The sequence below is a fragment of the Noviherbaspirillum aridicola genome, assembly GCF_019656455.1.
Taxonomy (GTDB): domain Bacteria; phylum Pseudomonadota; class Gammaproteobacteria; order Burkholderiales; family Burkholderiaceae_D; genus Noviherbaspirillum; species Noviherbaspirillum aridicola.
The window spans coordinates 1-23,357 of the sequence record NZ_BPMK01000023.1; the positions used below are offsets into that span (position 1 = coordinate 1).

General features: G+C 65.2%; 22 protein-coding genes, 1 tRNA gene and 1 pseudogene. 8 read left to right on the forward strand and 16 right to left on the reverse strand.

The window, feature by feature from the left end:
• From NCCP691_RS20145 to NCCP691_RS20155, 3 genes and pseudogenes are all read right to left on the reverse strand, one after another.
• Positions 1–190 (reverse strand): annotated as a pseudogene (locus NCCP691_RS20145) (hypothetical protein); the annotation flags it as partial.
• 84 nt (positions 191–274) lie between these two features.
• Positions 275–2,551 (reverse strand): polysaccharide biosynthesis tyrosine autokinase, encoded by a 2,277-nt coding sequence (locus NCCP691_RS20150; protein ID WP_238482523.1) that lies wholly within the window; start codon positions 2,549–2,551, stop codon positions 275–277.
• A gap of 102 nt (positions 2,552–2,653) precedes the next feature.
• The gene (locus tag NCCP691_RS20155; protein WP_238482524.1) at positions 2,654–3,664 is read right to left on the reverse strand and encodes a polysaccharide biosynthesis/export family protein; all 1,011 of its coding nucleotides are present in this window, start codon (positions 3,662–3,664) and stop codon (positions 2,654–2,656) included.
• On the opposite strand from NCCP691_RS20155, the gene NCCP691_RS21440 reads away from it, so the two are divergent.
• Positions 3,648–4,019, forward strand: coding sequence for a hypothetical protein (locus NCCP691_RS21440; protein ID WP_238482525.1), 372 nt, complete (start codon positions 3,648–3,650; stop codon positions 4,017–4,019). The genes NCCP691_RS20155 and NCCP691_RS21440 overlap by 17 nt on opposite strands.
• A 281-nt stretch (positions 4,020–4,300) precedes the next feature.
• On the opposite strand, the gene NCCP691_RS20160 is transcribed toward NCCP691_RS21440, so the two are convergent.
• The 5 genes from NCCP691_RS20160 to NCCP691_RS20180 form a co-directional block, all read right to left on the reverse strand.
• On the reverse strand, positions 4,301–6,808 hold the full coding sequence (locus NCCP691_RS20160; RefSeq protein WP_220810366.1) for an ABC transporter permease: 2,508 nt from the start codon (positions 6,806–6,808) through the stop codon (positions 4,301–4,303).
• Positions 6,808–7,392: a DUF4126 domain-containing protein gene (locus tag NCCP691_RS20165; protein WP_220810367.1), complete on the reverse strand. Its 585-nt coding sequence runs from the start codon at positions 7,390–7,392 to the stop codon at positions 6,808–6,810. Before NCCP691_RS20165 ends, NCCP691_RS20160 begins: the two co-directional genes overlap by 1 nt.
• 70 nt (positions 7,393–7,462) lie before the next feature.
• On the reverse strand, positions 7,463–8,476 hold the full coding sequence (locus NCCP691_RS20170) for an adenosine deaminase (protein WP_220810368.1): 1,014 nt from the start codon (positions 8,474–8,476) through the stop codon (positions 7,463–7,465).
• 82 nt (positions 8,477–8,558) lie between these two features.
• Positions 8,559–8,957 (reverse strand): TraR/DksA family transcriptional regulator, encoded by a 399-nt coding sequence (locus tag NCCP691_RS20175; RefSeq protein WP_220810369.1) that lies wholly within the window; start codon positions 8,955–8,957, stop codon positions 8,559–8,561.
• A gap of 12 nt (positions 8,958–8,969) precedes the next feature.
• The gene (locus tag NCCP691_RS20180; protein WP_220810370.1) at positions 8,970–10,010 is read right to left on the reverse strand and encodes an SDR family oxidoreductase; all 1,041 of its coding nucleotides are present in this window, start codon (positions 10,008–10,010) and stop codon (positions 8,970–8,972) included.
• Between the two features lie 58 nt (positions 10,011–10,068).
• Here NCCP691_RS20180 and NCCP691_RS21445 point away from each other — a divergent pair, with 58 nt between their 5' ends.
• Positions 10,069–10,530 (forward strand): hypothetical protein, encoded by a 462-nt coding sequence (locus NCCP691_RS21445; RefSeq protein ID WP_238482526.1) that lies wholly within the window; start codon positions 10,069–10,071, stop codon positions 10,528–10,530.
• 76 nt (positions 10,531–10,606) lie between these two features.
• Positions 10,607–10,861, forward strand: coding sequence for a hypothetical protein (locus tag NCCP691_RS20190; RefSeq protein ID WP_220810371.1), 255 nt, complete (start codon positions 10,607–10,609; stop codon positions 10,859–10,861).
• A gap of 18 nt (positions 10,862–10,879) precedes the next feature.
• Here NCCP691_RS20190 and NCCP691_RS20195 read toward each other — a convergent pair whose 3' ends face one another.
• Positions 10,880–11,110, reverse strand: a complete 231-nt coding sequence (locus tag NCCP691_RS20195; protein ID WP_220810372.1) for a hypothetical protein — start codon at positions 11,108–11,110, stop codon at positions 10,880–10,882.
• A gap of 267 nt (positions 11,111–11,377) precedes the next feature.
• On the opposite strand from NCCP691_RS20195, the gene NCCP691_RS20200 reads away from it, so the two are divergent.
• Complete coding sequence (locus tag NCCP691_RS20200; RefSeq protein WP_220810373.1) at positions 11,378–12,982, forward strand: methyl-accepting chemotaxis protein; 1,605 nt, start codon at positions 11,378–11,380, stop codon at positions 12,980–12,982.
• A 51-nt stretch (positions 12,983–13,033) separates the two neighbouring features.
• On the opposite strand, the gene NCCP691_RS20205 is transcribed toward NCCP691_RS20200, so the two are convergent.
• The 6 genes from NCCP691_RS20205 to NCCP691_RS20230 all read right to left on the reverse strand — a co-directional run bounded on the left by NCCP691_RS20205 (position 13,034) and on the right by NCCP691_RS20230 (position 17,754).
• A tRNA-Ser gene (locus tag NCCP691_RS20205) sits at positions 13,034–13,123 on the reverse strand.
• A 60-nt stretch (positions 13,124–13,183) separates the two neighbouring features.
• Positions 13,184–14,419: a radical SAM family heme chaperone HemW gene (gene hemW / locus NCCP691_RS20210; RefSeq protein ID WP_220810374.1), complete on the reverse strand. Its 1,236-nt coding sequence runs from the start codon at positions 14,417–14,419 to the stop codon at positions 13,184–13,186.
• Complete coding sequence (gene rdgB / locus NCCP691_RS20215) at positions 14,416–15,000, reverse strand: RdgB/HAM1 family non-canonical purine NTP pyrophosphatase (protein WP_220810375.1); 585 nt, start codon at positions 14,998–15,000, stop codon at positions 14,416–14,418. Before rdgB ends, hemW begins: the two co-directional genes overlap by 4 nt.
• A 65-nt stretch (positions 15,001–15,065) precedes the next feature.
• Positions 15,066–15,797 (reverse strand): ribonuclease PH, encoded by a 732-nt coding sequence (rph, locus tag NCCP691_RS20220; protein ID WP_220810376.1) that lies wholly within the window; start codon positions 15,795–15,797, stop codon positions 15,066–15,068.
• A 7-nt stretch (positions 15,798–15,804) separates the two neighbouring features.
• A complete protein-coding gene (locus NCCP691_RS20225) occupies positions 15,805–16,734 on the reverse strand; it encodes a PP2C family protein-serine/threonine phosphatase (protein ID WP_220810377.1) in 930 nt (309 codons plus the stop codon).
• Between the two features lie 6 nt (positions 16,735–16,740).
• Positions 16,741–17,754, reverse strand: a complete 1,014-nt coding sequence (locus NCCP691_RS20230) for a serine/threonine-protein kinase (RefSeq protein ID WP_220810378.1) — start codon at positions 17,752–17,754, stop codon at positions 16,741–16,743.
• Between the two features lie 71 nt (positions 17,755–17,825).
• Here NCCP691_RS20230 and NCCP691_RS20235 point away from each other — a divergent pair, with 71 nt between their 5' ends.
• Genes NCCP691_RS20235 through NCCP691_RS20250 form a run of 4 tightly spaced genes read left to right on the forward strand, consistent with a single transcriptional unit; the run spans position 17,826 to position 21,974 of the window.
• Positions 17,826–18,740 (forward strand): YicC/YloC family endoribonuclease, encoded by a 915-nt coding sequence (locus NCCP691_RS20235; RefSeq protein ID WP_373870376.1) that lies wholly within the window; start codon positions 17,826–17,828, stop codon positions 18,738–18,740.
• Between the two features lie 57 nt (positions 18,741–18,797).
• Complete coding sequence (gene gmk / locus NCCP691_RS20240) at positions 18,798–19,442, forward strand: guanylate kinase (RefSeq protein WP_220810379.1); 645 nt, start codon at positions 18,798–18,800, stop codon at positions 19,440–19,442.
• A gap of 17 nt (positions 19,443–19,459) precedes the next feature.
• Positions 19,460–19,663 carry a DNA-directed RNA polymerase subunit omega gene (rpoZ, locus tag NCCP691_RS20245; protein ID WP_220810380.1) on the forward strand — a complete coding sequence of 68 codons (204 nt, stop codon included), beginning with the start codon at positions 19,460–19,462 and terminating at the stop codon, positions 19,661–19,663.
• A 37-nt stretch (positions 19,664–19,700) separates the two neighbouring features.
• The gene (locus tag NCCP691_RS20250; protein WP_220810381.1) at positions 19,701–21,974 is read left to right on the forward strand and encodes a RelA/SpoT family protein; all 2,274 of its coding nucleotides are present in this window, start codon (positions 19,701–19,703) and stop codon (positions 21,972–21,974) included.
• A 16-nt stretch (positions 21,975–21,990) separates the two neighbouring features.
• Here NCCP691_RS20250 and NCCP691_RS20255 read toward each other — a convergent pair whose 3' ends face one another.
• A complete protein-coding gene (locus NCCP691_RS20255; RefSeq protein ID WP_220810382.1) occupies positions 21,991–23,340 on the reverse strand; it encodes a DUF3422 family protein in 1,350 nt (449 codons plus the stop codon).
• Between the last annotated feature and the right edge of the window lie 17 nt (positions 23,341–23,357).

Consider the following 23,357-nt stretch of genomic DNA (forward strand, 5'->3'; position numbering starts at 1 on the left):
CAATGGCCACGCTGCGCTCGCCCTTGTCACGAGCGGCGGTGCCGAAGGCGCGGCCGATCTGGCGCGCCACGTCGGCATCGAGGGTTTTGCCGACGATGCCGCGGATGTCGTAGGCTTTGAAAATGCTGGGAGAGAGATTTACCACGATGTTGGATCCAGTTTCAGTCGTTCTAGGTAGCGGAAGGCTTATGCATGCCCCCTCGTGAAAAGAAAAAAGCCGCGCCGAATGCGTGGACGTATGTCCATTCACTCGGACGCGGCAGTCTCGTCGGGCTCAGGAAGCTTCGATGAGCGGAGTGTTGCCGGCGGGGCGCTGGTTGTAGGAGCGGCCACCGTAGGTGTAGCCGTAGCCGTAGCCATAGCGACCGGGACGAACCTTCAGGTCGTTGAACAGGACGCCCTTGGCTTCGAGTCCGGCCTGCGCGAGACGCTTCATCGATTCGTTGATCTCGCCCGGCGTCGTCACGCCCGCGCGGGTCATGATGTAGATCGCCCCGACATGTGCGCCGATGATCATTGTGTCGGCGACCGCGAGGATCGGCGGCGCGTCGACCAGCACCAGGTCATAACGCGCCGACAGCTCCTGCAGGAAGGCGCCGAAGTTCGGACGCAGCAGCAGTTCGGACGGGTGCTGCGGCAGGGTGCCGGTGGTGATGAAGTCGAGGTTTTCGATCACGTCATGATGAATCACCTGGTCGAGGCGGCGTGCGCCGGCGATGGCATCGGAAAGGCCGTCATGCCGGCCGAAGCCGAAGTACAGATGCAGCAGGCCGTTGCGCAGGTCGCCGTCGATCAGGAGCACACGCTTGCCGGTGGCAGCCATGATGGCGGCCAGGTTGGCCGACACGAAGGACTTGCCCATCCCCGGCGTTGCGCCGCTGATCAGAACGATGTTGTTCTTGAAGCTGGGCATCGCATACTGGAGCGCGGTGCGGAAGTTGCGCAGGCTTTCCACGGCCACGTCGCCGGAGGACACGTTGGCAAGCAGCGGCACCTTCTGGTGTTTCGCATTGACCTGCTGGTAGAGCTCCCGCTGCTTCTTGCTGTGCGGGATGGTGGCGTACACCGGCACGCCTGCGATCTGCTCCAGCTGCTCCGGGGTGTCGATGCTGCCGGTGAGCGACTTGCGGAAGAAGGCCGCGACGACGCCGAAGAACAGGCCAGCCATCAGCGCGAGCGCGAGAATCACCGGGCGGTTCGGCTTCACCGGCTTCTCCGGCACCATCGGCGGATCGACCAAGCGGACATTGCTCACCTTGCCGACGGTGATCAGGCGCATCTGCTGGGCGGTATTGAGCAGCTGCGTGTAGAGGTCGGTGTTGACCTTGACTTCGCGCTGCAGGCGCAGCAGGTTCTGCTCGATCTGCGGCAGCTGCTTGATGTGGTCGTTCATTGCGTTGATCTGGCCGTTGATCTCGCGCAGCTGCATGTCGATGCCCTGCACCGCGGGGTGATCATCGGTGTAGCGCGCGAGAAGCTCGATCTTCTTCTGCTGCAGCTCCAGCTTCCTCAGCTTGGCCGCCGAAGACTGCTGCAGGCTGAGCTTCGACTCTTCACCCAGGTCGACGGTGCCGTTGGCGTTGCGGAACGCGTTGTACTTGGCCTCGGCCTGCTCCAGCTGGGTCTTGATCTCCGGCAGCTGCTTGTTCAGGTAGGCCAGCGACTTTTCCGCATCCTCGGTCTGACGTGCGGCGTTCTGCTTGACGTACTCCTTGCCGATCTCATTCAGTACGGTATGCACGAAAGCCGGGTTCGAGCCCTGCAGGGAGACGCCGATCACGCCAGACTGCTTGCCCCCGAGTTCCTGCACCTTGAGACCGCTCTGGATACCCTCGATGGTGGCCAGGCGGGAAGCGCGGCTCATGAGGAATTCAGCGCCCGGCTTCGCGTCGAGGCGGTCGACGCGGACTTCGATCGTGCCCTTGGGCAGTTCGAAGATCGCGGTCTCGCCGACCTTGGCCCTGAGGTCGATGCCCTGCTCCTTCTGCGTCAGCCGATAGCCGCCGTTGCCTTCGGCGATGACGACGAATTCGCGGTTGAGCAGCGCATCGGGCACATTGAACACCGCCGCGTCGATGCGCTCGGCGCCCCAGGCGAAACCGCCGTATCCGAGCACGCCCGGATTCGACAGCTTCTGGTTGCGGTCAGCGATCCAGCGCCCGATGACCGGGAAATACTTGGGCCCGGCATTGATGTAGAGGCGCAGGTTGTCCGTGGCGCGGGAGACGACGAGGCGCGACTGGACAAGCTCCATTTCGGCGAGCGCGGAAGTCTTGACGTCGAACATCGACTGCAGGTCGCCCACGATGTTCTGCGAGCGCTGCTGGCCTTCTTCCTCGACATGGATCAGCATGCTCGCCTGGTAGACCGACTTCGCCGTAAAGGCATAGACGGCGCCGAGCAGGGTGACGACGACGGCAATCGTCGCGATCAGCCAGCGGCTCTCCCACAGGACGTCGAGATAGGTGCCCAGTTCGGCTTCTTTCTTTTCTTCCGGCCGGTACACGGGAACGGGACCGGTCAACTGAGGGGGGATCGGATGGTTCATCATAGGATTGTTTGCTCTTGGTTGATTCTTACGTGATCGGGGACGCGTGATGGCGGCCGCGCGACGGGGCGTACCGCTGCGCCCCGTCCGACTGCCTCGGCCGCGTCAGCGGGCCGGTCCGACTGCGCCGACTGCCGAAGACAGCGCGCCCGGGAGGATCAGGCTGATGGCGCGGTGCCAGTTGGCCAGCGGCGTCGCGGCGACGTACACGACATCCTTCGGACTCAGCTCGAAGCCTTCCGCCATCGCGAGCGCGCCGGGGCTGCGCCCGTCGAGCTGGTACACGACCTGATCGGTGCCGTTCTTGCGGATCACATAGATCTGGCTGCCGTCGCCGCTGGTGGGGTTGATGCCACCGGATTCGCCGAGCGCTTCGTTCAGCGTCAGGCGGCCGTTGTACATCGGCAGCGCACGCGGGCTGACCACTTCGCCGGACACGAACACCTTGCTTTCGTCGCGGGAACGGACACGCACCACGTCGCCGTTGGCGAGAATGATGCTGCCGGGATTGACGCCGCGCTGCACGAGCTGCGGCAGGTTCACGTGATAGTTGACGCCGTTGCGGTTCACCACGACCTGGCTCTGGTCACCGGTAGGCAGCACGCCGCCGGCGCGGTTGATCGCCTCCACCAGCGTCATCGGGATGTCGTTGATCGCCTGCAGGCCCGGGTTCTTGACCTCGCCGTCCACGTAGACGCGCTTGCTGCGGTACGACTGCACGCGCAGGGTCACCTTCGGCTGCCGCAGGTACTTGGAGAGCTTGCTGGTCAACAGGTTGCGCGCCTGGTCCTGGGTCAGGCCGGCCACCTTGATCGGGCCGGCGTAGGGAAACTGGATCATGCCCTCATGGTCGACGATGAAGCCGGCCGGAGGCGCAGTCGTGGCGGAGGTCGAGGCGTCGGAGCCGGTGCCCGCCGGGATGCCCGCGGCGGTCGTTGCGGAGCTGCTGAGTTCGGGATGGTCCCAGACGACGACCGACAGCACGTCGCCGCTGTCGATGGTGTACGGCGCCGGTTTGCCGAGAAGCGCGCTGATGTCCTGGCTGACCTGCTTTTCGCGCAGGTCGCGCTCCATCTTCACGAGTTGCGGGGTGATCGGTTTGAGCACTGCGTTCATCTCCTCCGCGGACGCGGCAGCGGAGTCGGGCGCGCTGGAGCCCGAGGATGCGGCCGGGCGGTTGAAGTGCAAGCCGGGCGAAACCGACGCGCAACCGGCAGCCAGCAACGGCATGAGAAGAACGACGCTCCAGCGTTTTGCAGATGCCTTGGAAGAGAACTTCATGTCTTTACCCCACTTGATGAATACGGATCAGCCATTCCGAAGCCTGGCCTTGAAAGTCGTTTTTATAACGGCGTCGCAAGCGGTCGGACCCGGGCTGATGAGCTGTACCGGAAACCGAAAATCGTTGCCATACAGCCACTTAAACTTAACTGATATACAACTCTACGTTCCCGTTTTAGGCCTGTTTTGAGGCTTATCAACGTGAAACAAGATTGAAATTGGCCCTGTCCGAAAGCGTTGCAAAGTGTTCGCACGCCCGTTTTTTCAGCTTGAAACGCAAGCGCGAAGCCGTTGGAATTGCTGTCCGGTGATGACGTGCTGCGGCTCCGCGACAGTAGTCAAGATAGGGCACGGGGCTCTCGCGGTCTTGCGCTAGAGCACCTGCCCGCAGGGCAAGACTTAATCTTGATTAAAGATGTTGCCGGGAGGCGCCCGCGCCGCGCGGAAGCGGCTGCGGGGCAAGAGAGGCGGTCAGCTGCCGCGCAGCGTCGCCAGCGGGGGGTGGCGCAGCACGCCGCGCAGGCCGGCCCAGCCGCCGGCGAATGCGCAGACGCAGCCGGCGGCGAGGCCGGCAACCCAGACGAGCGGGCTGAATGCCCATTCGAAGTTGAATACGTAGCGGGAAAGCGCCCAGCCGACGGCGGCCGCGCCGGTGGCGGCCAGCAGGCCCGAGAGCGCGCCGACCATTGCGAACTCCATCCACTGCGCCCGCGACAATTGCGCGCGGGTGGCGCCCAGCGCGCGCAGCAGGCCCGACTCGCGGATGCGCTCGTCCTGCGAACCGAGCAGCGCCGCATACAGCACGAGCACGCCGGCGGCGAGCGTGAAGACGAACAGGAATTCGACCGCCACCACCACCTGGTCGAGCACCGACTGCATCTGCCTGATCATGCTGCCGACATCGACCACCGTCAGATTGGGAAACGCCTGGGTGAGATCGCCGACGAGCGTCGCCTTGGCTTCGGGCAGGTGAAACGCGGTGATCCAGGTCTGCGGCATGTCGCGCATGATCGCGGGATTGAGGATCACGAAGAAGTTCACGCGCATCGATCCCCACTCCAGCTTGCGCAGGCTGGTCACGGGGGCTTCCACCTGCTGGCCGCCGATGTCGAATTGCAGACGGTCTCCGAGACGCAGGCCAAGCGTCTTGGCCAGGCCCTCCTCCACTGATGCGGCCGGCCCGCTGTCGTCGAACCACTGCCCGGCTGATATCCGGTTCTGCGACGGCATGGTGCGCATCGTCGACAGGTTGAATTCACGGTCCACCAGGCGACGCGCCCGGTCCTCGACGTAAGTGTCTCCGGTGACGGGCTTGCCGTTGATGCCGACCAGGCGGCCGCGGATCATCGGATACAGTTGTGCATCCTCGATGCCGGCGGCATTGAGCCTGCTCTCGAACTCCGCCTTCTGTTCCGGCTGGATATTGATCACGAAACGGTTGGGCGCGTCGGGCGGCGTGGCATTGCGCCAGGCCGCGAGCAGGTCGCCTCGAACCACGGTCAGCAGCAGCAAGGCCATCAGTCCGAGCGAGAGCGCGACGGTTTGCACGACTGTTGCGCCGGTGCGCCGCTGCAGCCCGGTGATGGCGAAACGCCAGCCGGGATGCGTGACATGGCCGCGCAGGAGGCGCAGGGCGCGCAGGCTGAGCCAGCCGAGCAGTGCGAACGCCGCGAAGCCGCCGATGAATCCGCCCGCGGTCAGCAGCGCGAGCTTGATATCCCGCGTCTGCCACACCAGCAGGCCGATGAACACCGAGAGGCCGAGCACGTAGCTTGCGAGCGTGGCGGGCCGGGGCGGATCCTGCTCGCGTCGTATCACGCGGTTGTGCGGCACGTTGCGCAGCTGCAGGACGGGCGGCAACGCAAAACCGACCAGGAGCAGAATGCCGGTGGCGATGCCCTGCAGGGCGGGCATGAAGGTCGGCGGCGGCAGGGTGTCGGTCACGAGCCGGCCCAGCCATTCGAGCAGCACATAATGGGCGGCGAAGCCCACGGCGATGCCGAGCAGCCCGCCGGCGATACCCACCGCGAGGAATTCGAGGAGATAGATCTCGGTCACCTGCCGCTGGGTCAGGCCGAGGCAGCGCAGCATCGCGCACGCGTCGATGTGCCGAAGCATGAAGCGGCGCGCGGCCATGGCAATGGCGACGGCGGCCAGCATCGCCGACAGCAGGCTGACCAGTGCCAGGAACTGCTCCGCGCGGTCGAGCGTGGCACGCATTTCGGGACGGCCGGATTCGAGCGACTCGACCCGCACGCCCTTGAGGTTTTCATCGCGGATCTGCCTGGTCACCCAGCCGTGGAAGGCCTGCACATCCTGCGGCGCGCCGGCCAGCAGCAGGCGGTAGGTGACCCGCGAGCCACCCTGGATCAGGCCGGTGGCCTCGAGGTCGGCGAGCGGGAGCATGACGCGCGGCGCGAAATTGATGAAGCCGGCGCCCCGGTCCGGCTCCACGGCGATCGCGGCCGCCACCCTGAAGCTGCTTTCGCCCAGGCGCAGGCTGTCACCGACGGCGATGCCGAGCGCCGAAAGCACGGCCGGGTCGGCCCACACCGTGCCCGGCCCGGGAATGCCGTTCGCCGCGGTGCCGCCGCCCGCCCTGTCGGCGGGATCTTCGAGTTTCATGGCGCCGCGCAGCGGATAGCCGGGCGAGACTGCCTTGACCGAGGCGAGCTGGGAGCGCACGTCATCGCCCTGCCCCGCCAGCGCCATGCTCGGGAAGGTCGTCGTGTCCGCCACGCGCAGCCCGCGGCGCACCGCTTCAGCGCGCCATGCCTGGCTCACCGGCCGGTCGGCGTTGATCACGAGGTCGCCGCCCAGCAGCTGGTGCGCATCCCGGTTCAGTCCGGCGCGCATGCGGTCGACAAAGAAACCGACGGAAGACAGGGACGCCACGGCGACGACGAGCGCCAGCAAAAGGAAACGCAACTCACCCGCGCGCCAGTCGCGGCGCGTCATCAGCAATGCCTGGAAGAGCATCAGGTACTCAGCTTTCGGAACAGCCACCGCATGCCGCGCCAGAGCTTGGGCATCAGCCAGATGGCAACAAGGAAAAAGACGACGAGAATGGCAAACAGCAGCCAGGGATGATAAAACGCCGCGAACAGCGCCCCCACCACCGCCACATCCTCCGAGAACGAGGCGGCCCAGTTGCTGAAGGGTTCTGGCGAGGTATTGATGAGCGCGCGGCTGCCGGCCTTGGTCAGGTGCGCGCCGGCCGCGAAGGTGCCGCCCAGCAGTCCGGCGACGGCCGTCCACTCGGGCGCCATGTCGCCCAGCGCCGCGGCACCGAGCACCGCGCCCGCCGGGACCCGGATGAAGGTCTGCACCGCATCCCAGGCCGAGTCGATGCCGGGCACCTTGTCGGCGAGGAATTCAACCACGAACAACATGCCGGTGACGGCGAGCACCCAGGGCGACTGCAAAACCTCCAGCGCGGGCGGCAGATCGATCCACCCCGCCCTGCCGAACCAGCCGGCAAGAAACAGGGTCATGTAAAGTCGTATCCCGCTCGCCCACGACATCCCGCCCGCGAGCGCAGCAGCCGACAGGGTTTCGGCCATGGCTACCTCCACGTTCTGGCGCTCGCCGGATGCCGGCAGATCGCCCTTGCTTCAGCGGTGCTGCCCGCCGCTATTGCGCGAAGAAGGCATCGACTTCAGCCATCAGCCTGCGCTTGTCCTGCTCCGGCAGGAAGGAAGCGGCAAAGCTGTCGCGCGCCAGCTGGCGCGCATGCCGCTGGTCCAGCGGCAGCACCGAAAACATTTCCGTGAAATTGTCGTTCACGTATCCGCCGAAATAGGCGGGGTCGTCCGAATTGATGGTAACGGTCAGGCCCGCATCGAGCAGGCGCTGGAGATTGTGGTCCGCCGCGCGGTCGAACACCCGCAGCTTGACGTTGGACAGCGGGCAGACGGTCAGCGGCACCTTGTCGCGCGCCAGCCGCTGCGTGAGTTCGGCATCCTCGAGGCAGCGCACGCCGTGGTCGATGCGCTCGACCTTCAGCACGTCGAGCGCGGTGCGGATGTATTCCGGCGGCCCTTCTTCGCCGGCATGCGCAACCAGTCGCAGGCCGAGTTCGCGGCAGCGTGCGAACACGCGCGCGAACTTCTCCGGCGGATGGCCGCGCTCGGATGAATCCAGTCCGACGCCGATGAACTTGTCGCGGTAGGGCAGCGCCTGTTCGAGCGTGGCGAAGGCATCCTCTTCCGACAGGTGGCGCAGGAAGCACATGATGAGCGCGCCGCTCATGCCCCACTCCGTCGCGGCGTCCTGCAGCGCGCGATGGATGCCGCTGATGACGGTGCCGAAATCGACGCCGCGTTCGGTGTGCGTCTGCGGATCGAAGAACAGCTCGGCATGCCGCACGTTGTCGGCATGCGCGCGCCCGAGATAGGCGCGGGTCATGTCGTAGAAGTCCTGCTCCTTGAGCAGGACGCTGGCGCCGGCGTAGTAGATGTCGAGGAAGGACTGCAGGTCGGTGAAGGCATAGGCGCGCCGCAGTTCGTCGACCGAGCTGTACTTGAGCGTGACCCCGTTGCGCTCGGCCAGAGCGAAAATCAGCTCCGGTTCGAGCGAACCTTCTATGTGCATGTGCAGCTCCGCTTTCGGCATTTTCTCCAGCAGCTGGCGCAGGCTCGCATCCATGTTTTTCCCTTCCGCATCGTTCCGTTGTTCGCTTTACAGCTGGCATTGTACGGTCAACGCGGAGAATTTGCGCAGCGCCCTCCTACAGGGTGGGGCCGCGTCCGCCCCCGGCCTCATGCGACTTTTCGTACCTCTCCTGACAGGGTGCGCAGCGCTCGGCCGCCGGCTGGACCTGCAGGCGTTCGAACGGGATGTCGACGCCGCAGTCGACGCAGATGCCGTAGGTGCCCTCGTTCATCCTCGCATGCGCGCCTTCGATCGCGCGCCTTTCCGCGACGTCCCGCGTGACGGCGGCGTTGTCGAGGTCCATGGTCAGGTGGGCGAACGAGGAATCGGCGGAGTCGGGCACTTCTTCGGTCGTCGCGCCGATGTTCTCATCCCGGGTGCGCATTTCGTCATTGAGTTCGACGCGCAGGGCTTCGTACCTGTCATCCAGCATCTTCTTCAGTTGGGAAAACTGCTCCCGGCTCAGTTCGGGCATGGTGTGGCCTCCTCAGACGGACTGGGTTGCAACAGCGCGGGTGCCGGTGCCGCGTCCGCGCAGGAACATCCAGGTCAGCAGGCCGAGGCCGGCTGCGGCGGTGAGCGCGGTTCCGGGCCGCTTGACCGCGGCGGTGTAGACGCTGTGCTCACGCACCATGCGCGGATCGCCCTGGCGCTCCTGCAGCCCGACGCCGGGCTTGTACAGGCTGTGCCGGCTGCGGTCGCCCGGCGGCTGCGACGACTTCTGCTGCGAAAACATGAAGCGCTCCATCACGCGGTCCACCAGGCGCGGCGCATAGTGGGAGGCCGCGGACACGGCCTTGGCGCCACTGCCCACGAAGAGGTCGCGCACGGGATGCTCGGCGGCGTGCAGGATGGCATCGGCGGCAACGTCCGGCGCGTAGATCGGCGGCGGCAGCTGCGGCTCCACCTCGAGATAATTCCTCGCATGGGCGACGAACATGGTGTCGATCGCCGCCGGCTTGATCAGGGTGACCGATATCGGCAGCCCCTCTTCCTCCAGCTCCATGCGCAGGGCGTCGGTGAAGCCCTTGACCGCATGCTTGGACGCCGCATACATCCCCTGCAGCGGTACCGCACGGTCCGACACCTCGCTGCCGAGGTTGATGATCGCGCCACCGCCCTGCCTGCGCAGATGTTCGGCCGCGACCAGCGAACCGTGCACCACGCCCCAGAAGTTGGTCTGGAAGAGTTGCCGGTGGTCCTCGCTCGACACCTCTTCGAGCCGGCCGAAGATGGACACGCCGGCATTGTTGATCCAGGTGTCGAATCCGCCGAAGCGCTCGACCGCCGCTGCCGCAACCCGGCGCATGTCATCTTCGGAACCGACATCGGCGACGACCGCCAGTGCCTGCCCGCCCCGCGACTCGATCTCGGCTGCCAGTTGACGCAGCGCGTCCTCGTTGCGTGCCGCCAGCACCAGCCGGGCGCCCCGGGCGGCCGCCATTCTTGCCGTGGTTAAACCGATGCCGCTGCTGGCACCCGTGATCACGACGACCTGGTCGTGCAGTTTCTTCAGTCTTGGCTTCATCTACACCTCCTTTCGGCACGCCCGTCAGCGAAAATCGTGCCGGCGCCGGGAAAACCGCATGCCGCCGCGCGGGAGCGTACGGGCGCGCCGTGCCGCTGCAATTTTTACCGTCGGCGGCGCCCTTTTTGCAGATGCCGAAGAAAGCCAGCGCCGGAACTGTTTGCCTGTTTTGCTGCCGATGAAAACGGAAAGTGCGGCGGCCCCGGCCGCCGTGTCCTGCTGTCCAGACCGAGAGGTTTCGATGGATTATCCGAAGAACGAATTTGGCGTGCCGCAATATCCGGACAACGACGCGCGCCGTCTGTTTGTCCTGCTGTCGGCCATCGATCTGCTCGAACGTCCCACGGTATCGGCCATCGCCGATCTCACGGGCTTCGAGCGCGACAGCATCGATGCCGGCGTCAACCGCTTGCGCGAGGAGTTCGGGGTGGTGCTGCACAAGGTGGGCGACATCTACCACATCGACTCCTGGGGAGAAGTACTGCGCAAGAGCGGCGTCAAGAGTTTCCTCAAGGCGTGACCCGGAGCGTGATCAGCAGAACGTAGAGGGCGATGCGCGGGTCCAAGCAGCATCCACTCATGCGAAAGGAGCAGCCATGTCCGACCAAGCCACGCCCCCTTCCCGTCCATCCTCCGACACCATCCCGACCCCTGCCGCGCAGGAAGGCACGGAACTGCGTCCAGCCGGCCCGTATGTCGGCCGGCCGCTCGATGGCAGTCAGTATCTCGATGTGGTGGAAGAACAGAATTACGCGGACCGCAGGCCGAGCGCCGAAGAACAGCGCCCGCGCTTTTCCTATCTGCATCCGCAGGCGCCACAGAAGACCGGGGACGCGCCGCCCAAGCCCTGATGCGGCGCCGGAGGCGTCTCAGTTGCGATAGCGCACCCGGTTGCGCTCGATGCTGAGCACGCCCTGCTGGACGCCCTCCAGCAGGGCATCCATCACCACTTCCAGCGGATACCCGCGCGCCTGCGCGATCGCTCCGGTCACGCTGGCGATCTCCATGCCCTCGTCCGCATCCAGTCCCAGGCGTTTCACGTCCTCGCTGATCTGCGCCCAGGTTGCGAGGTTGGCCTGCTCTTCCGGCGTCTGGCTCATTCGACTCTCCATATAACGCTACAAAATCAGGGCATTACACCGCCCCGCCCGACGGCCGGTCTTGCTCGCCGTCATAGCCACGCGAATTAAGGCGACATGCGTTGTCCGGCTGTCACCCCTGCACGTCGCGCGCCGAAACGCATTGCGCTTCCCCTGCCGAGCGGGCATACTTGTTGCTCTCTGGCAATCACAGGGCGCATGCCGCGCCCCAGGGTGTCCGGCGCCATCCATGCCGGGCAAGTACCGCGAACTCAAAAAGCAAGCGCCATGCTCAAAAATCTCACCCTCAGGACCCGCCTGGTCGCGGTCCTCGCACTGCTCTGCATTCAGCTCGTCGTCGGCGGCATCATCGGCATCGTCACGCTCTCCGGCGCCAACTCGGCGCTCAGGGTCGTCTATGAGGAGCGGCTTGTCCGTCTCGGCCTGCTTGACCAGGTGGTGCGTCTGATCGATGAAAACGAGTCGGGCATCAGCAAGGTGCTGACCGGCGAACAGAGCGGTCTCGAAGCCTCGCTCAAGGCAATCGCCGAGCGCAACAAGCTGATCGACGCCAAATGGTCGGAGTTCATGTCGGGCGATCTGTCTGCGGAAGAGCGCAAGCTGGCCGACGAGTTCGCCGCCCGCCACAAGAAATACGTGGCCGAGGGCATGAAGCCGGCGATCGAGGCGCTGACCGTGCTCGACACCCAGTCCGCGGTCACGGCGGTGCACGGGCCGATGACGGAACTGCTGGCGCCGGTGCGCGAGCAGGTCAACGCCCTCATCAAGCGCCAGCTCGACGCGGCGCGCATGGAATACGAGCAGGCGGAATCGACCTATGAGATCGTGCGCATGGCAACCATTGGCGGCGTACTCGCAGGACTGTTCGTCGCCGTCGCCATCGGCGCCATGCTGGTGCGCACCATCACCGGGCAGCTCGGCATGGCGGTCAAGGTTGCCGAGAGCGTGGCGGATGGCGACCTCACACAGGACATCCGGGTCAACAGCAATGATGAGACCGGCAAGCTGATGGCGGCTCTGCGGCACATGAATGAAAGCCTGGCGGAGATCGTCAGCAAGGTGCGGACCGGCACCGAAACCATTGCCACCGCGTCGGCCCAGATCGCCTCGGGCAATGCCGACCTGTCGGCCCGCACCGAGCACCAGGCCGGCTCGCTGGAAGAGACCGCCTCTTCCCTGGAAGAGCTGACCTCGACCGTCAAGCAGAATGCGGAAAGCGCACGCCAGGCCAACCAGCTCGCGGCCAATGCCTCCACCGTCGCGCACGACGGCGGCGAAGTCGTCTCGCAGGTCGTGAACACGATGGGCGATATCCAGGCAGCGTCGCGCAAGATCGTGGACATCATTTCGGTCATCGACGGCATCGCCTTCCAGACCAATATCCTTGCGCTCAACGCGGCGGTCGAGGCCGCGCGTGCCGGCGAACAGGGCCGGGGCTTCGCGGTGGTCGCGAGCGAAGTACGCAGCCTCGCCCAGCGCTCCGCCCAGGCCGCCCGGGAAATCAAGGTCCTGATCAGCAGCACCGTCGAGAAAGTGGACGGCGGCACCACGCTGGTGGGCCAGGCCGGTGCAAAGATGGACGAAGTGGTGCAAAGCATCCGCCAGGTCGCGACCATCATGCACGAGATCATGCAGGCCAGCCAGGAGCAGACCTCGGGCATCGAGCAGATCAGCCAGGCGGTGAGCCAGATGGACCAGGTCACGCAGCAGAATGCGGCACTGGTCGAGGAAGCCCTCGCCGCATCCGAAAACATGCGCAGCCAGGCGGCAGGACTGGCCGAGGCGGTGAGCGTGTTCCGTCTGCAGGGACAGGCTGCGGCGGCGCCGAGGCTTGAAGATGCGACGGGACAGCGAAAACTGCTGACGGCGTAACGGGAATGACGGGATCCGGCCATCCCGCGCTGTACAGACTGGAGGAAGGCCTGGCGGAAGAGGTGGGATTCGAACCCACGGAAGGGTTACCCCTTCGCTGGTTTTCAAGACCAGTGCCTTAAACCGCTCGGCCACTCTTCCAGAGACGCGGGGCACATGCGTCCCGCTCAGGAGCCGGGATTATACCAACTCCCGCTGCCGCTAAGGCAGGAACATCTGCTGCAGGTCGTTCAGAAAGCGCTGCCCGAGATCGGTCGGGCGAATGATCTTGTGGTCGCGGTACAGCAAGCCCTTTGCCTCGGCCTGCGTCAGCGACTTCTCCAGCGCGTTCAGCGCGATTCCCGTCCGCTCGGCAAAGAGGTTGACCTCGAAGCCGTCGACCAGGCGCAGCGCGTTGAGCATGAACTCGAATCCGAGTTCGCCCCGTTCCACCTCGAACTCTTCCTGTACCGGCTGGCCCGCCCGCATGTTGTCGAGGTAGGCCTTCGGCTGCTTGTAGCGCATCTGCCGCACGATACGGTGCGGGAAGGACAGCTTGGAATGGGCCCCGGCGCCGATGCCGAGATAGTCGCCGAACTGCCAGTAGTTGAGATTGTGGCGCGCCTGCCGGCCCGGTTGCGCATAGGCGGAGACTTCGTACTGACGGTAGCCGGCGGCGCCGGTCCGCTCCCGGATCATGTCCTGCATCTCGGCGCTGGTGTCATCGTCCGGCACCACGGGCGGGAATTTCGCGAAGTAGGTGTTCGGCTCCAGCGTCAGGTGATACAGGGACAGATGCGGCGGCGCGAACGCGATCGCGGCCTGGACGTCTTCGGCCGCCTCGGCGAGGCTCTGGCCGGGCAGCGCGTACATCAGGTCGAGGTTGAAGTTGTCGAAATTGGCGTGGGCGATCTCCACCGCCTTGCGCGCCTCATCGCCGTCATGGATGCGGCCGAGCGCGGACAGATGACGCGGATTGAAGCTCTGGATGCCGATCGACAGGCGGTTGATGCCGCTGGCGCGATAGGAGCGGAACTTGTCGGCTTCGAAAGTGCCCGGATTCGCTTCCATCGTGATCTCCGCCCTGCCGTCGAGCGGCAGCAGGCTGCGTATGTCCGACATCAGTCGGTCGAGACCGGCGGCGGACATCAGGCTCGGGGTGCCGCCGCCGATGAAAACGGTGTAGATCTTGCGGCCCCAGATGAGCGGCAGCGCCTGCTCGAGATCGGCGCGCAAGGCATCGAGATACTCCTGCTCCGGGAAACCGTTCCTGGCTTCGTGCGAATTGAAGTCGCAGTAGGGACATTTGCGCACGCACCAGGGAAAGTGCACATACAGCGACAGCGGCGGCAATGCGGTGAGTTGCAGCGCGCCCGGCTTGAGAAAGGCGGTCGCCGCCTGCGCCGGTCCCTGCCCCGCCGGCTTGCCCGTGTCCTGCACCGGTCGGATCGGAATCATCGCAGCTTCTCCACCAGCGCCCGCAAGGCCTGGCCGCGATGGGAGAAGCGGTGCTTTTCCTCGGCCGTCAGCTCGGCCGCGGTCCGTCCGAGCGCAGGCAGCAGGAAATGCGGATCGTAGCCGAAGCCGCCGCTGCCGCGAGGGGCGGCGATGATCTCGCCGTCCCAGCGGCCGTCGGCGATCACCGGCTGCGGGTCGTCGGCGCTGCGCACATAGACGAGCACGCAGTAATACCACGCCGACCTGTCGCCGAGCGCGGACAGTTCGGCCACCAGTTTTTCATTGTTGCGCAGGTCGGACCTGGGCTCGCCCGCGTAACGGGCGGAGTGGACGCCGGGACGGCCGCCGAGCGCCGCCGCGCAGACGCCGGAATCGTCGGCCAGCGCCGGCAGGCCGGTCAGGCGCGCGGCATGCCTTGCCTTGGCCAGCGCGTTTTCGACGAAGGTCGGATGCGGCTCCTCTGCTTCCGGCACGCCGAAGTCGCCCTGCGGCCGCACCTCGAAACCGAGCGGTCCGAGCAGCTCGCCGAATTCCTTCAGCTTGCCGGGGTTGTTGGAGGCGAGTACGAGTGTTCGGGTCATGGCATTCAAAAAAGAAAACCGCGGCGGGCAGGAAGCCTCGCCGCGGAGCAAGACATCGCTTGCGCTCAGGCAGTCAGGCCGAGCGCCTGTTTCTGCAGCGCGATCAGGCGCGCGATACCGGCGTCGGCCAGATCGAGCAGGCGGTTCATGGTGGCGCGGTCGAAGGCGTCGCCCTCGGCCGTTCCCTGCACCTCGATAAAATGGCCGGCGTCGTTCATCACCACATTCATATCGGTGTCGCAGTCCGAATCTTCAAGGTAGTCCAGATCCAGTACCGGCATGCCGCTATACACGCCGACCGACACCGCGGCCACGAAATGCCGTACCGGCACCGCGGCGAGTTGTCCGGATTGCACGAGTTTGCCGAAGGCATCATAAGCGGCGACCATGGCGCCGGTGATGGAAGCCGTGCGCGTGCCGCCGTCGGCCTGGATCACGTCGCAGTCGAGCTGCAGCGTGCGCTCGCCGAAAGCGTCCAGATCGAACGCGGCCCGCAGCGAGCGGCCGATCAGGCGCTGGATTTCCTGGGTGCGACCGGACTGCTTGCCGCGCGCCGCCTCGCGGTCCATCCGCGTATGCGTGGAGCGCGGCAGCATGCCGTATTCGGCGGTGAGCCAGCCCTGCCCCTTGCCCTTGAGGAAACCCGGCACCTTGTCCTCGATGCTCGCGGTGCAGATGACACGGGTATCGCCGAACTCGACCAGCACCGAACCTTCGGCATGGCGGGTGTAATCCCGGGTAAGGCGGACCGCGCGCAGCGCATCGGCCGCGCGTCCGCTCGGACGTTGTTCAGACATGTCGGTCTCAGTTCTTGGAAGTGATGCGGGAAGTCTTTTCGATCGCTCCGCGGATTTCGGCGATGGCTTTCTCGATTTCTTCGTCATCGAAGACATCGGCCGGATCGAGATCCGCCCGGGGTGCCTGGATGGTGGTCGCCACGCTGCCCACAGGGAGCGTATTGGTGGTGATCGTGGTCGGCGATTCGCCCACCGTGTTGCCGCTTTCCCATGCCACCGCCAGCGCGGTGACATTATCGCTCGTCTTGCCGGCGATGCCGGTCGCAAGTTGCAGCAGTTCCGGGACCGCGCGCACGACGGTGTGCTGATGCAGGCTCTGGGCGAGCACATGATCGGGCAGAACCGACCACAGCCCGTCGGAGCAGAGCAGAATCACGTCGCCCGCCTCCAGGCTGGCCCGCCGCGACAGCTCGACGATCGGCATGTTGGGGGCGCCGAGGCAGTTGAACAGCCGGTTGCGCTCGGGGTGCGTGTCGCGTTCGGCGGGACTGACCTTGCCCTGCGCAATCAGGGTTTCGATGCGGGAGTGGTCGCGCGTACGCGCGAGGATCTGCCCCTGGCGCATCCAGTACAGGCGCGAATCGCCGCAATGCGCCCAGTAGGCGCAGTTGTGCTGGATCAGGCAGCCCACGATGGTGGTGCGCGGCGTTTCGGACAGGTTGTTGATGGCCCGGTAGCGGTGGATTTCGCGGTGCGCGGCGAAGAAGCTGTCCTCGAGGAACTTCTCCGGTTTCTTCACATAGGGCGTGGCATTCTGCTGGAACAGCGAGCCGATGGTCTGCAGCGCGATGGTCGCCGCCATCTCGCCCTGGATGTGTCCGCCCATGCCGTCCGCGAGCAGCAACAGCAGCGCGTCGCGGGTGAAGCTGTAGCCCATCCTGTCCTGGTTGTTCTTGCGGCCGCCAACCTGGCTTTCCTGATAAACGGAGAATCGCATTGCAAGCTACCGGGTATGTTGTTGATGGACGGTGGTGTTCGCGCCGAGCGCACGGGGCTTGCCGAGACCGGCGAGCAGCCCGCGCAGCCGATCGGCCACCCGGGCGATCAGCGGCGTTTCCTTGCGGGTCGAGACCGGTTCGCGCAGCGCTTTCTGCAGCGCGAACACGCTCTGCGGCCGCTCCAGCGGATCGAGCTTGAGCGACCACCGGATCACATCCAGCAGCTCGCGGGAATACATGCTTTCCAACTTGCGGAAGTGCTCTTCCATGCGGTCGCCTGCCTTGCGCTGGTCGGCGGGCTGGGGCGGCGCCCCGACCATGCAGGCGAACATCGAGGCGCCTATGCTGTAGATGTCGGTCCAGGGGCCGAGGTTGCCGTTCTTCGCGTACAGTTCGGGCGCCGCGAAGCCGGGCGTGTACATCGGATACAGCTTGGGCAGGTCGCTGCGCAGGGTCTGGCGGGCGGCGCCGAAGTCGAGCAGGATGGGCGTGCCGTCCATGCGCAGGTAGATGTTGCCCGGCTTGAGATCCAGGTGCAGCAGCTTGTTGGCATGCACCTCGCGCAGGCCGTTCATCACCTGGTTGAACATCTTGCGGATGAAGCGCTCCGACACGAGCGGCCGTTCGCCCTTCTCGCGCCGCCTCAGGATATGGTCCTGCAGGGAGCGCCCCGACTCGTAGGCCATCACCATGTAGACGGTGTCGTTGGCGCGGAAGAAGTTGAGCACGCTGACCACGTTAGGGTGCGCGATGCGCGCCAGCGCGCGGCCTTCCTCGAAAAAGCACTTGAGGCCGATGCGGAACACCGGGAGGTTGTCGGCCGAGATCGCGGGCACCAGTTCACCGGGGCGGCGCAGGGCCAGCGAGCTCGGCAGGTATTCCTTGATGGCCACGGCATTGCCGTCTTCGTCATAGGCGAGATAGACAATACTGAACCCGCCGGACGCAATCTTCTTTACAATGCGGTATCCGGCAATTTCTAGTCCATCGGGCAACGGTGCGTTGTTTTGCGAGGCCATGTTGTCTTGGAAAAATGTACTCCGGATTGTCTTGATAAATCACTGTTTTGTAAAGCCGAAGGGATAGTATCTTGACCATCAGCAGCATGACCGGCTACGCGGTCGTCACCCGCGAGACCGGCGCCGGCACCCTGACTGTCGAACTCAAAAGCGTCAACTCCCGTTTTCTCGACCTGCAGTTCCGCATCAACGACGAACTGCGCTCCGTCGAGCCCGCCATTCGCGAAGCCATCATGGCACGCATCACGCGCGGGAAGGTGGAGTGCCGGCTGAGTTTCGGCCGCAAGTCGGCCGCGGTCGCGAATCCCCAGCTGAACCTCGCAGTGATCGAAGCATTGTCCGAAATGCAACGGAAAGTCAAGCAGACGCTGCCCGACGCGGCGGCGCTGAGCGTGAACGAAATCCTGCGCTGGCCGGGCGTCATCGAAGACAGCGATCTTGCACAGGAAGCGCTGTCCGGCGAAGTGCAGGCGGCGGTCGCCGACGCGCTCGACGCCTTCATCGCCACCCGCGAACGCGAGGGAGCCGCCCTGCAAGCCATGCTGCTGGCCCGGGTCGAGGAAATGGAAGGCATCGTCCATCGCATCACGCCTCTCGTGCCGCAGGCGATCTCCCAGTTCCAGCAAAAGGCCACCGAACGCATGAAGGAAGCGCTCGGACTCGCCCTCCAGAGCGCCAACGGCAACGCGCCGACCACTTCCCGCGACGAGGCGCTCGAGCGCATCCGCCAGGAAGTCACGCTGTACGGGATCCGCATCGACGTCGCGGAAGAACTCTCGCGCCTGTCAGCCCACCTCGCCGAGACCCGCCACATCCTGAAGAAGGGCGGACAGGTCGGCAAGCGCCTGGACTTCATGATGCAGGAACTGAACCGCGAGGCCAATACCGTCGGGTCCAAGGCCGCGCTGAAGGAATTGTCCGACGCCTCGATGGCGATGAAGCTGCTGATCGAACAGATGCGCGAACAGGTGCAGAACCTGGAATAAGCAACGCCCGCAGCCTGCGCGGGCAGTGCGTCCGTCCCTCGTAACACACGCCTTTTTATGATCGATACCAAACCTCACTCGGGCAGCCTCTTCATGGTGGTTGCCCCCTCCGGCGCGGGGAAGTCCACCCTGGTCAACGCACTGCTGGCGCAGGAACCGGAGATCAAGCTGTCCATCTCCTTCACCACCCGCCCTCCCCGTCCCGGCGAGCAGCACGGCCGCGAGTATTACTTCACCACGGTCGAGGATTTCCTGCAGCGGCGTGAAAGCGGGGAATTCCTGGAGTCGGCGGAAGTCCATGGCAATTACTACGGCACGTCGCGACTGCTGATCGAGCAGGCGATGGCGATCGGCACCGACGTGCTGCTAGAGATCGACTGGCAGGGTGCGCAGCAGGTCAGGAAGCAGTTCCCGCACGCGGTCGGCGTATTCATCCTGCCGCCGTCGATTGCAGCCCTGGAGGAACGGCTGAAGAAGCGCGGACAGGATGATCATCTCGTCATCACGCGCCGTATCCTGGCCGCCGGCGGCGAGATCGCGCACGCCCCCGAGTTCGAATATGTTATTATTAATCAAGAGTTTGCGACTGCCTTGTCCGAACTGACCGCGATCGTCAAGGCAACCCGCTGCCGCTTCGCGCAGCAGGCCGCCCGCAACACCTATCTCTTTGCCCAGCTCGGCATCCACGCCAACGCGAGCTGACATTTTTAGGAGCAACCATGGCCCGTATCACGATTGAAGATTGCCTGAAACAAGTCCCGAACCGCTTCCAGCTGACGCTGGCCGCGACCTACCGTGCCCGCCAGCTGCTGCAGGGTCACACACCGAAGGTCGACGCCAAGGACAAACCGACCGTCGTCGCGCTGCGTGAAATCGCGGCCGGCAAGGTCGGGATTGAAATGCTGAAAAAAGTCCCGAGCTGAGTAGCATCAAACGCCATGCGACTGATATGCTTTGACCATGAACGTGACTCCAGCAGACTCAGCATTGTCAGTCGCTCCAGACAGCCGGGCGAATAACGGTCGCCCGGCCTCCAAGAACACCGATTCCCCTTCCCGCCCGTCCGACAACAGCGCCGCGCACAATGCCTGCGTCGCCTCGGTCACCCTGCTCAACGAAAAGCTTGCCGCATACCTGACGCCTTCCGAAATGAAGAAGGTCAAGGAGGCATATCGCTTTTCCGACGAGATGCACCTTGGTCAGATCCGCAAGTCGGGCGAGCCCTATATCTCGCACCCGATCGCGGTGGCCGAGATCTGCGCGGACTGGAAACTGGATGCGCAGGCCATCATGGCGGCCCTGCTGCACGACGTGATGGAAGACCAGGACGTCAAGAAGGAAGAGCTGATCGAACGCTTCGGCGCGCCGGTGGCCACCCTGGTGGACGGCCTGTCGAAACTGGACAAGATCGAATTCCAGAGCCAGATCGAGGCGCAGGCCGAGAACTTCCGCAAGATGCTGCTGGCGATGGCACGCGATGTGCGCGTCATCCTGGTCAAACTGGCGGACCGGCTGCACAACATGCGCACGCTCGGCTACATGTCGCCGGAGAAGAAGCGGCGCATCGCGCGCGAGACGATGGAAGTCTACGTCCCGATCGCGCACCGCCTCGGGCTCAACAACATCTATCGGGAACTGCAGGATCTCGCTTTCTCGCACTTGTACCCGTTGCGTTACCGGACCCTGGCCAAGGCGGTCAAGGCGGCGCGCGGCAACCGGCGCGAAGTGGTGAGCAAGATTCTCGAGGCCGTCAACGGCACGCTCGCCGGAAGCGGCATCAGGGCAGAGGTGTACGGCCGCGAGAAGACGCTGTTCGGCATCTATCGCAAGATGCGCAACAAGCATCTCTCCTTCTCCCAGGTACTCGACGTCTACGGCTTCCGCATCGTGGTCGACAGCTTCGCCAACTGCTATGTCGCCCTCGGCACGCTGCATGCGCTGTACAAGCCCATGCCCGGCAAGTTCAAGGATTACATCGCCATCCCCAAGCTCAACGGCTACCAGTCGCTGCATACCACGCTGATCGGCCCCTACGGCACGCCGGTGGAGTTCCAGATCCGCACCCAGGAGATGCACCGGGTGGCGGAAGCGGGCGTGGCGGCGCACTGGCTGTACAAGAACGACGACGCCAACCTGACCGACCTGCAGCAGCGCACGCACGCCTGGCTGCAGTCGCTGCTCGACATCCAGCAGCAGACCGGCGATTCGGCGGAGTTCCTCGAACATGTGAAGGTCGACCTGTTCCCGGACTCGGTCTACGTGTTCACGCCGAAGTCGAAGATCATCGCGCTGCCGCGCGGCGCGACGGTGCTCGATTTCGCCTACACCATCCATACCGACATCGGCGACCAGGCGATCGCGGCGCGGGTGAACCACGAGCACGCGGCGCTGCGCACCGAACTGCGCAACGGCGACATCGTTGAAATCGTCACCGCGCCCTCTTCCCGCCCCAGCCCGAACTGGCTGACCTTCGTGCGAACCGGCAAGGCGCGTTCGGCGATCCGTCATCATCTGCGCACCATCAACCTCGCCGAGTCGACCGAACTCGGCAAGCGCCTGCTGACGCAGGCGCTCGGCGCGGTGGATGTCGTGCCGCCGCTGGCCGAGGCGCTCGCCGAGCGGCTGCTGAAGGAATCGAGCGCGCGTTCGATGGATGAGCTGTATGCCGACATCGGCGTCGGCAAGCGCATGGCGACGCTGGTGGCGCGGCATATCCGCACCCTGATGGAGAACGACCCGGCCTGCGAACTACCGCCCTTGAAGGCCGAGACTCAGGGCAAGCTGGACCCGGTGCTCATTTACGGCAACGAGGGCACGGCGGTGCACCTGGCGCCGTGCTGCCTGCCCATCCCCGGCGACGGCATCATCGGCCAGCTCAAGCGCGACCAGGGCATCACGGTGCATGGCACCGATTGCGATCTCGCCAAGCGACAGCATGCGAAAGAACCGGAACGCTGGATCGAGCTGGCCTGGGGCAGCGGCCTGAGCCGCCGCTTCGACTGCCGCATCAAGGTCCTGGTCAACAATGAAAAAGGCGTGCTCGCCCGGGTGGCCGCCGAAATCGGCGAGTCCGACGCCAACATCACCCACGTCGGCATGGACGACGACCGCGATCAGCAGATGAAACAGCTGCGCTTCACGATACAGGTGGAAGACCGGGTACACCTGGCACGCCTGATGCGCAACGTCCGCCGCATCCCGGGCGTCGCCCGCATCCTGCGCGAACGCGCCTGAGCGCCCGGCCCCGGCGTCAGCCGTGGCCCGCGTGCAGCCTGCCGCGCATCCGCCGCAATCCCAGCCACACGCCTGCCGCGACGAAGGGCAATACCAGGCCGGTTGCGAGTTCGGGATTGAGCGGCAGGCCCGCGACCTTCGCGGCCTTGATGGCATAGCCGAGCAATCCCGTCAGGTAGTAGGAAATCGCCACCACCGACAGCCCCTCCACCGCCTGCTGCAGGCGCAGCTGCTGTGCCGCCCGCGCATTGAGCGATTCGAGGATGCGGCGGTTCTGCCTTTCCTGCGTGATGCCGACGCGCGTGCGCAACAGGTCGTTGGTGCGGGCGATGCGCTCGGCCAGGATCTCCTGCCGCCTCGATACCGCCTGGCAGGTGTGCATCGCCGGCGCCAGGCGCCGCTCCATGAATTCCTCGACCGTCGGGAAGCCTTCTATGCGGGTCTCGCGCAGCTCCTCGATTCGCGCCTGTACCAGCTTGAAGTAGGCCTGGGAGGCGGAGAAACGGTAGCTGTTTTCCAGCGCCAGCTTTTCGGTCCGCGCCGCGAGCCTGGTGATCATGTTGAGCAGGGCCTGCTCGGCGTCGGCCTGGTCGTCGCCGAGCTGCGGCTTGCCGTCGGTGTCGACCATGGCCGAGGTCAGCGTCTCCAGCTCGTCCTCGATCCCGTTGAGCTGAGGGATCGCCCGCTGCGCGCGCGGGAAGCCGAGCAAGGCCATCATCCGGTAGGTCTCGATCTCGAGCACACGCTGGACGAGACGGCCGGCCTGCTGCTCCTGCAGTCCGGTGTCGCGCACCAGGAAACGGCTGAAACCGTCCGACTGCACCAGGAAGTCCGTCCATATCTCGCCGCCGTTGAGCACCCGGCTGCCCGCCAGCAGCCGCCCCTCGAATACGCTGCGCGCCTGCGCCGCGTAGTCGGGGCTCGGCAGACCGGAGGTGTCGAGATACAGGTGGGCGCCGACCATCAGCTTGCCCTGCAGGCTGAGCAGCCAGTCCTGGGGAATGAGCTGCAGCGGTACGCCCGCGAATGCGTCACCGACGGCGGTGCCTCGCTCCTGGCGGGCCGCGAAGGTATACGTCGCGAATTCGGTATGGCACTCCCACTTCAGGCGGAAGCGGCCGAACTCATGGAAGAAGTACCTGGCTTCGGCGGACGGCGGCGCCACACCGAAATGCGCGCACAGGCCGGCAAGCAGCGCATGCTGGTCGTTGGCACCGCCGGGCGACGGCTCGCCGCCCTCGCCCATGTAGACCGCGAGATGAGTGATGGCCTCGGGCGCGCCAAGGAACATGAAGGGCCGGGAATGCACTTCCGCGGCAAGCGGAATGCGCAGGGGATGGTTGAGCCTGCTGGTCGCGATCGTCATCGAATCTGCTGCAATTG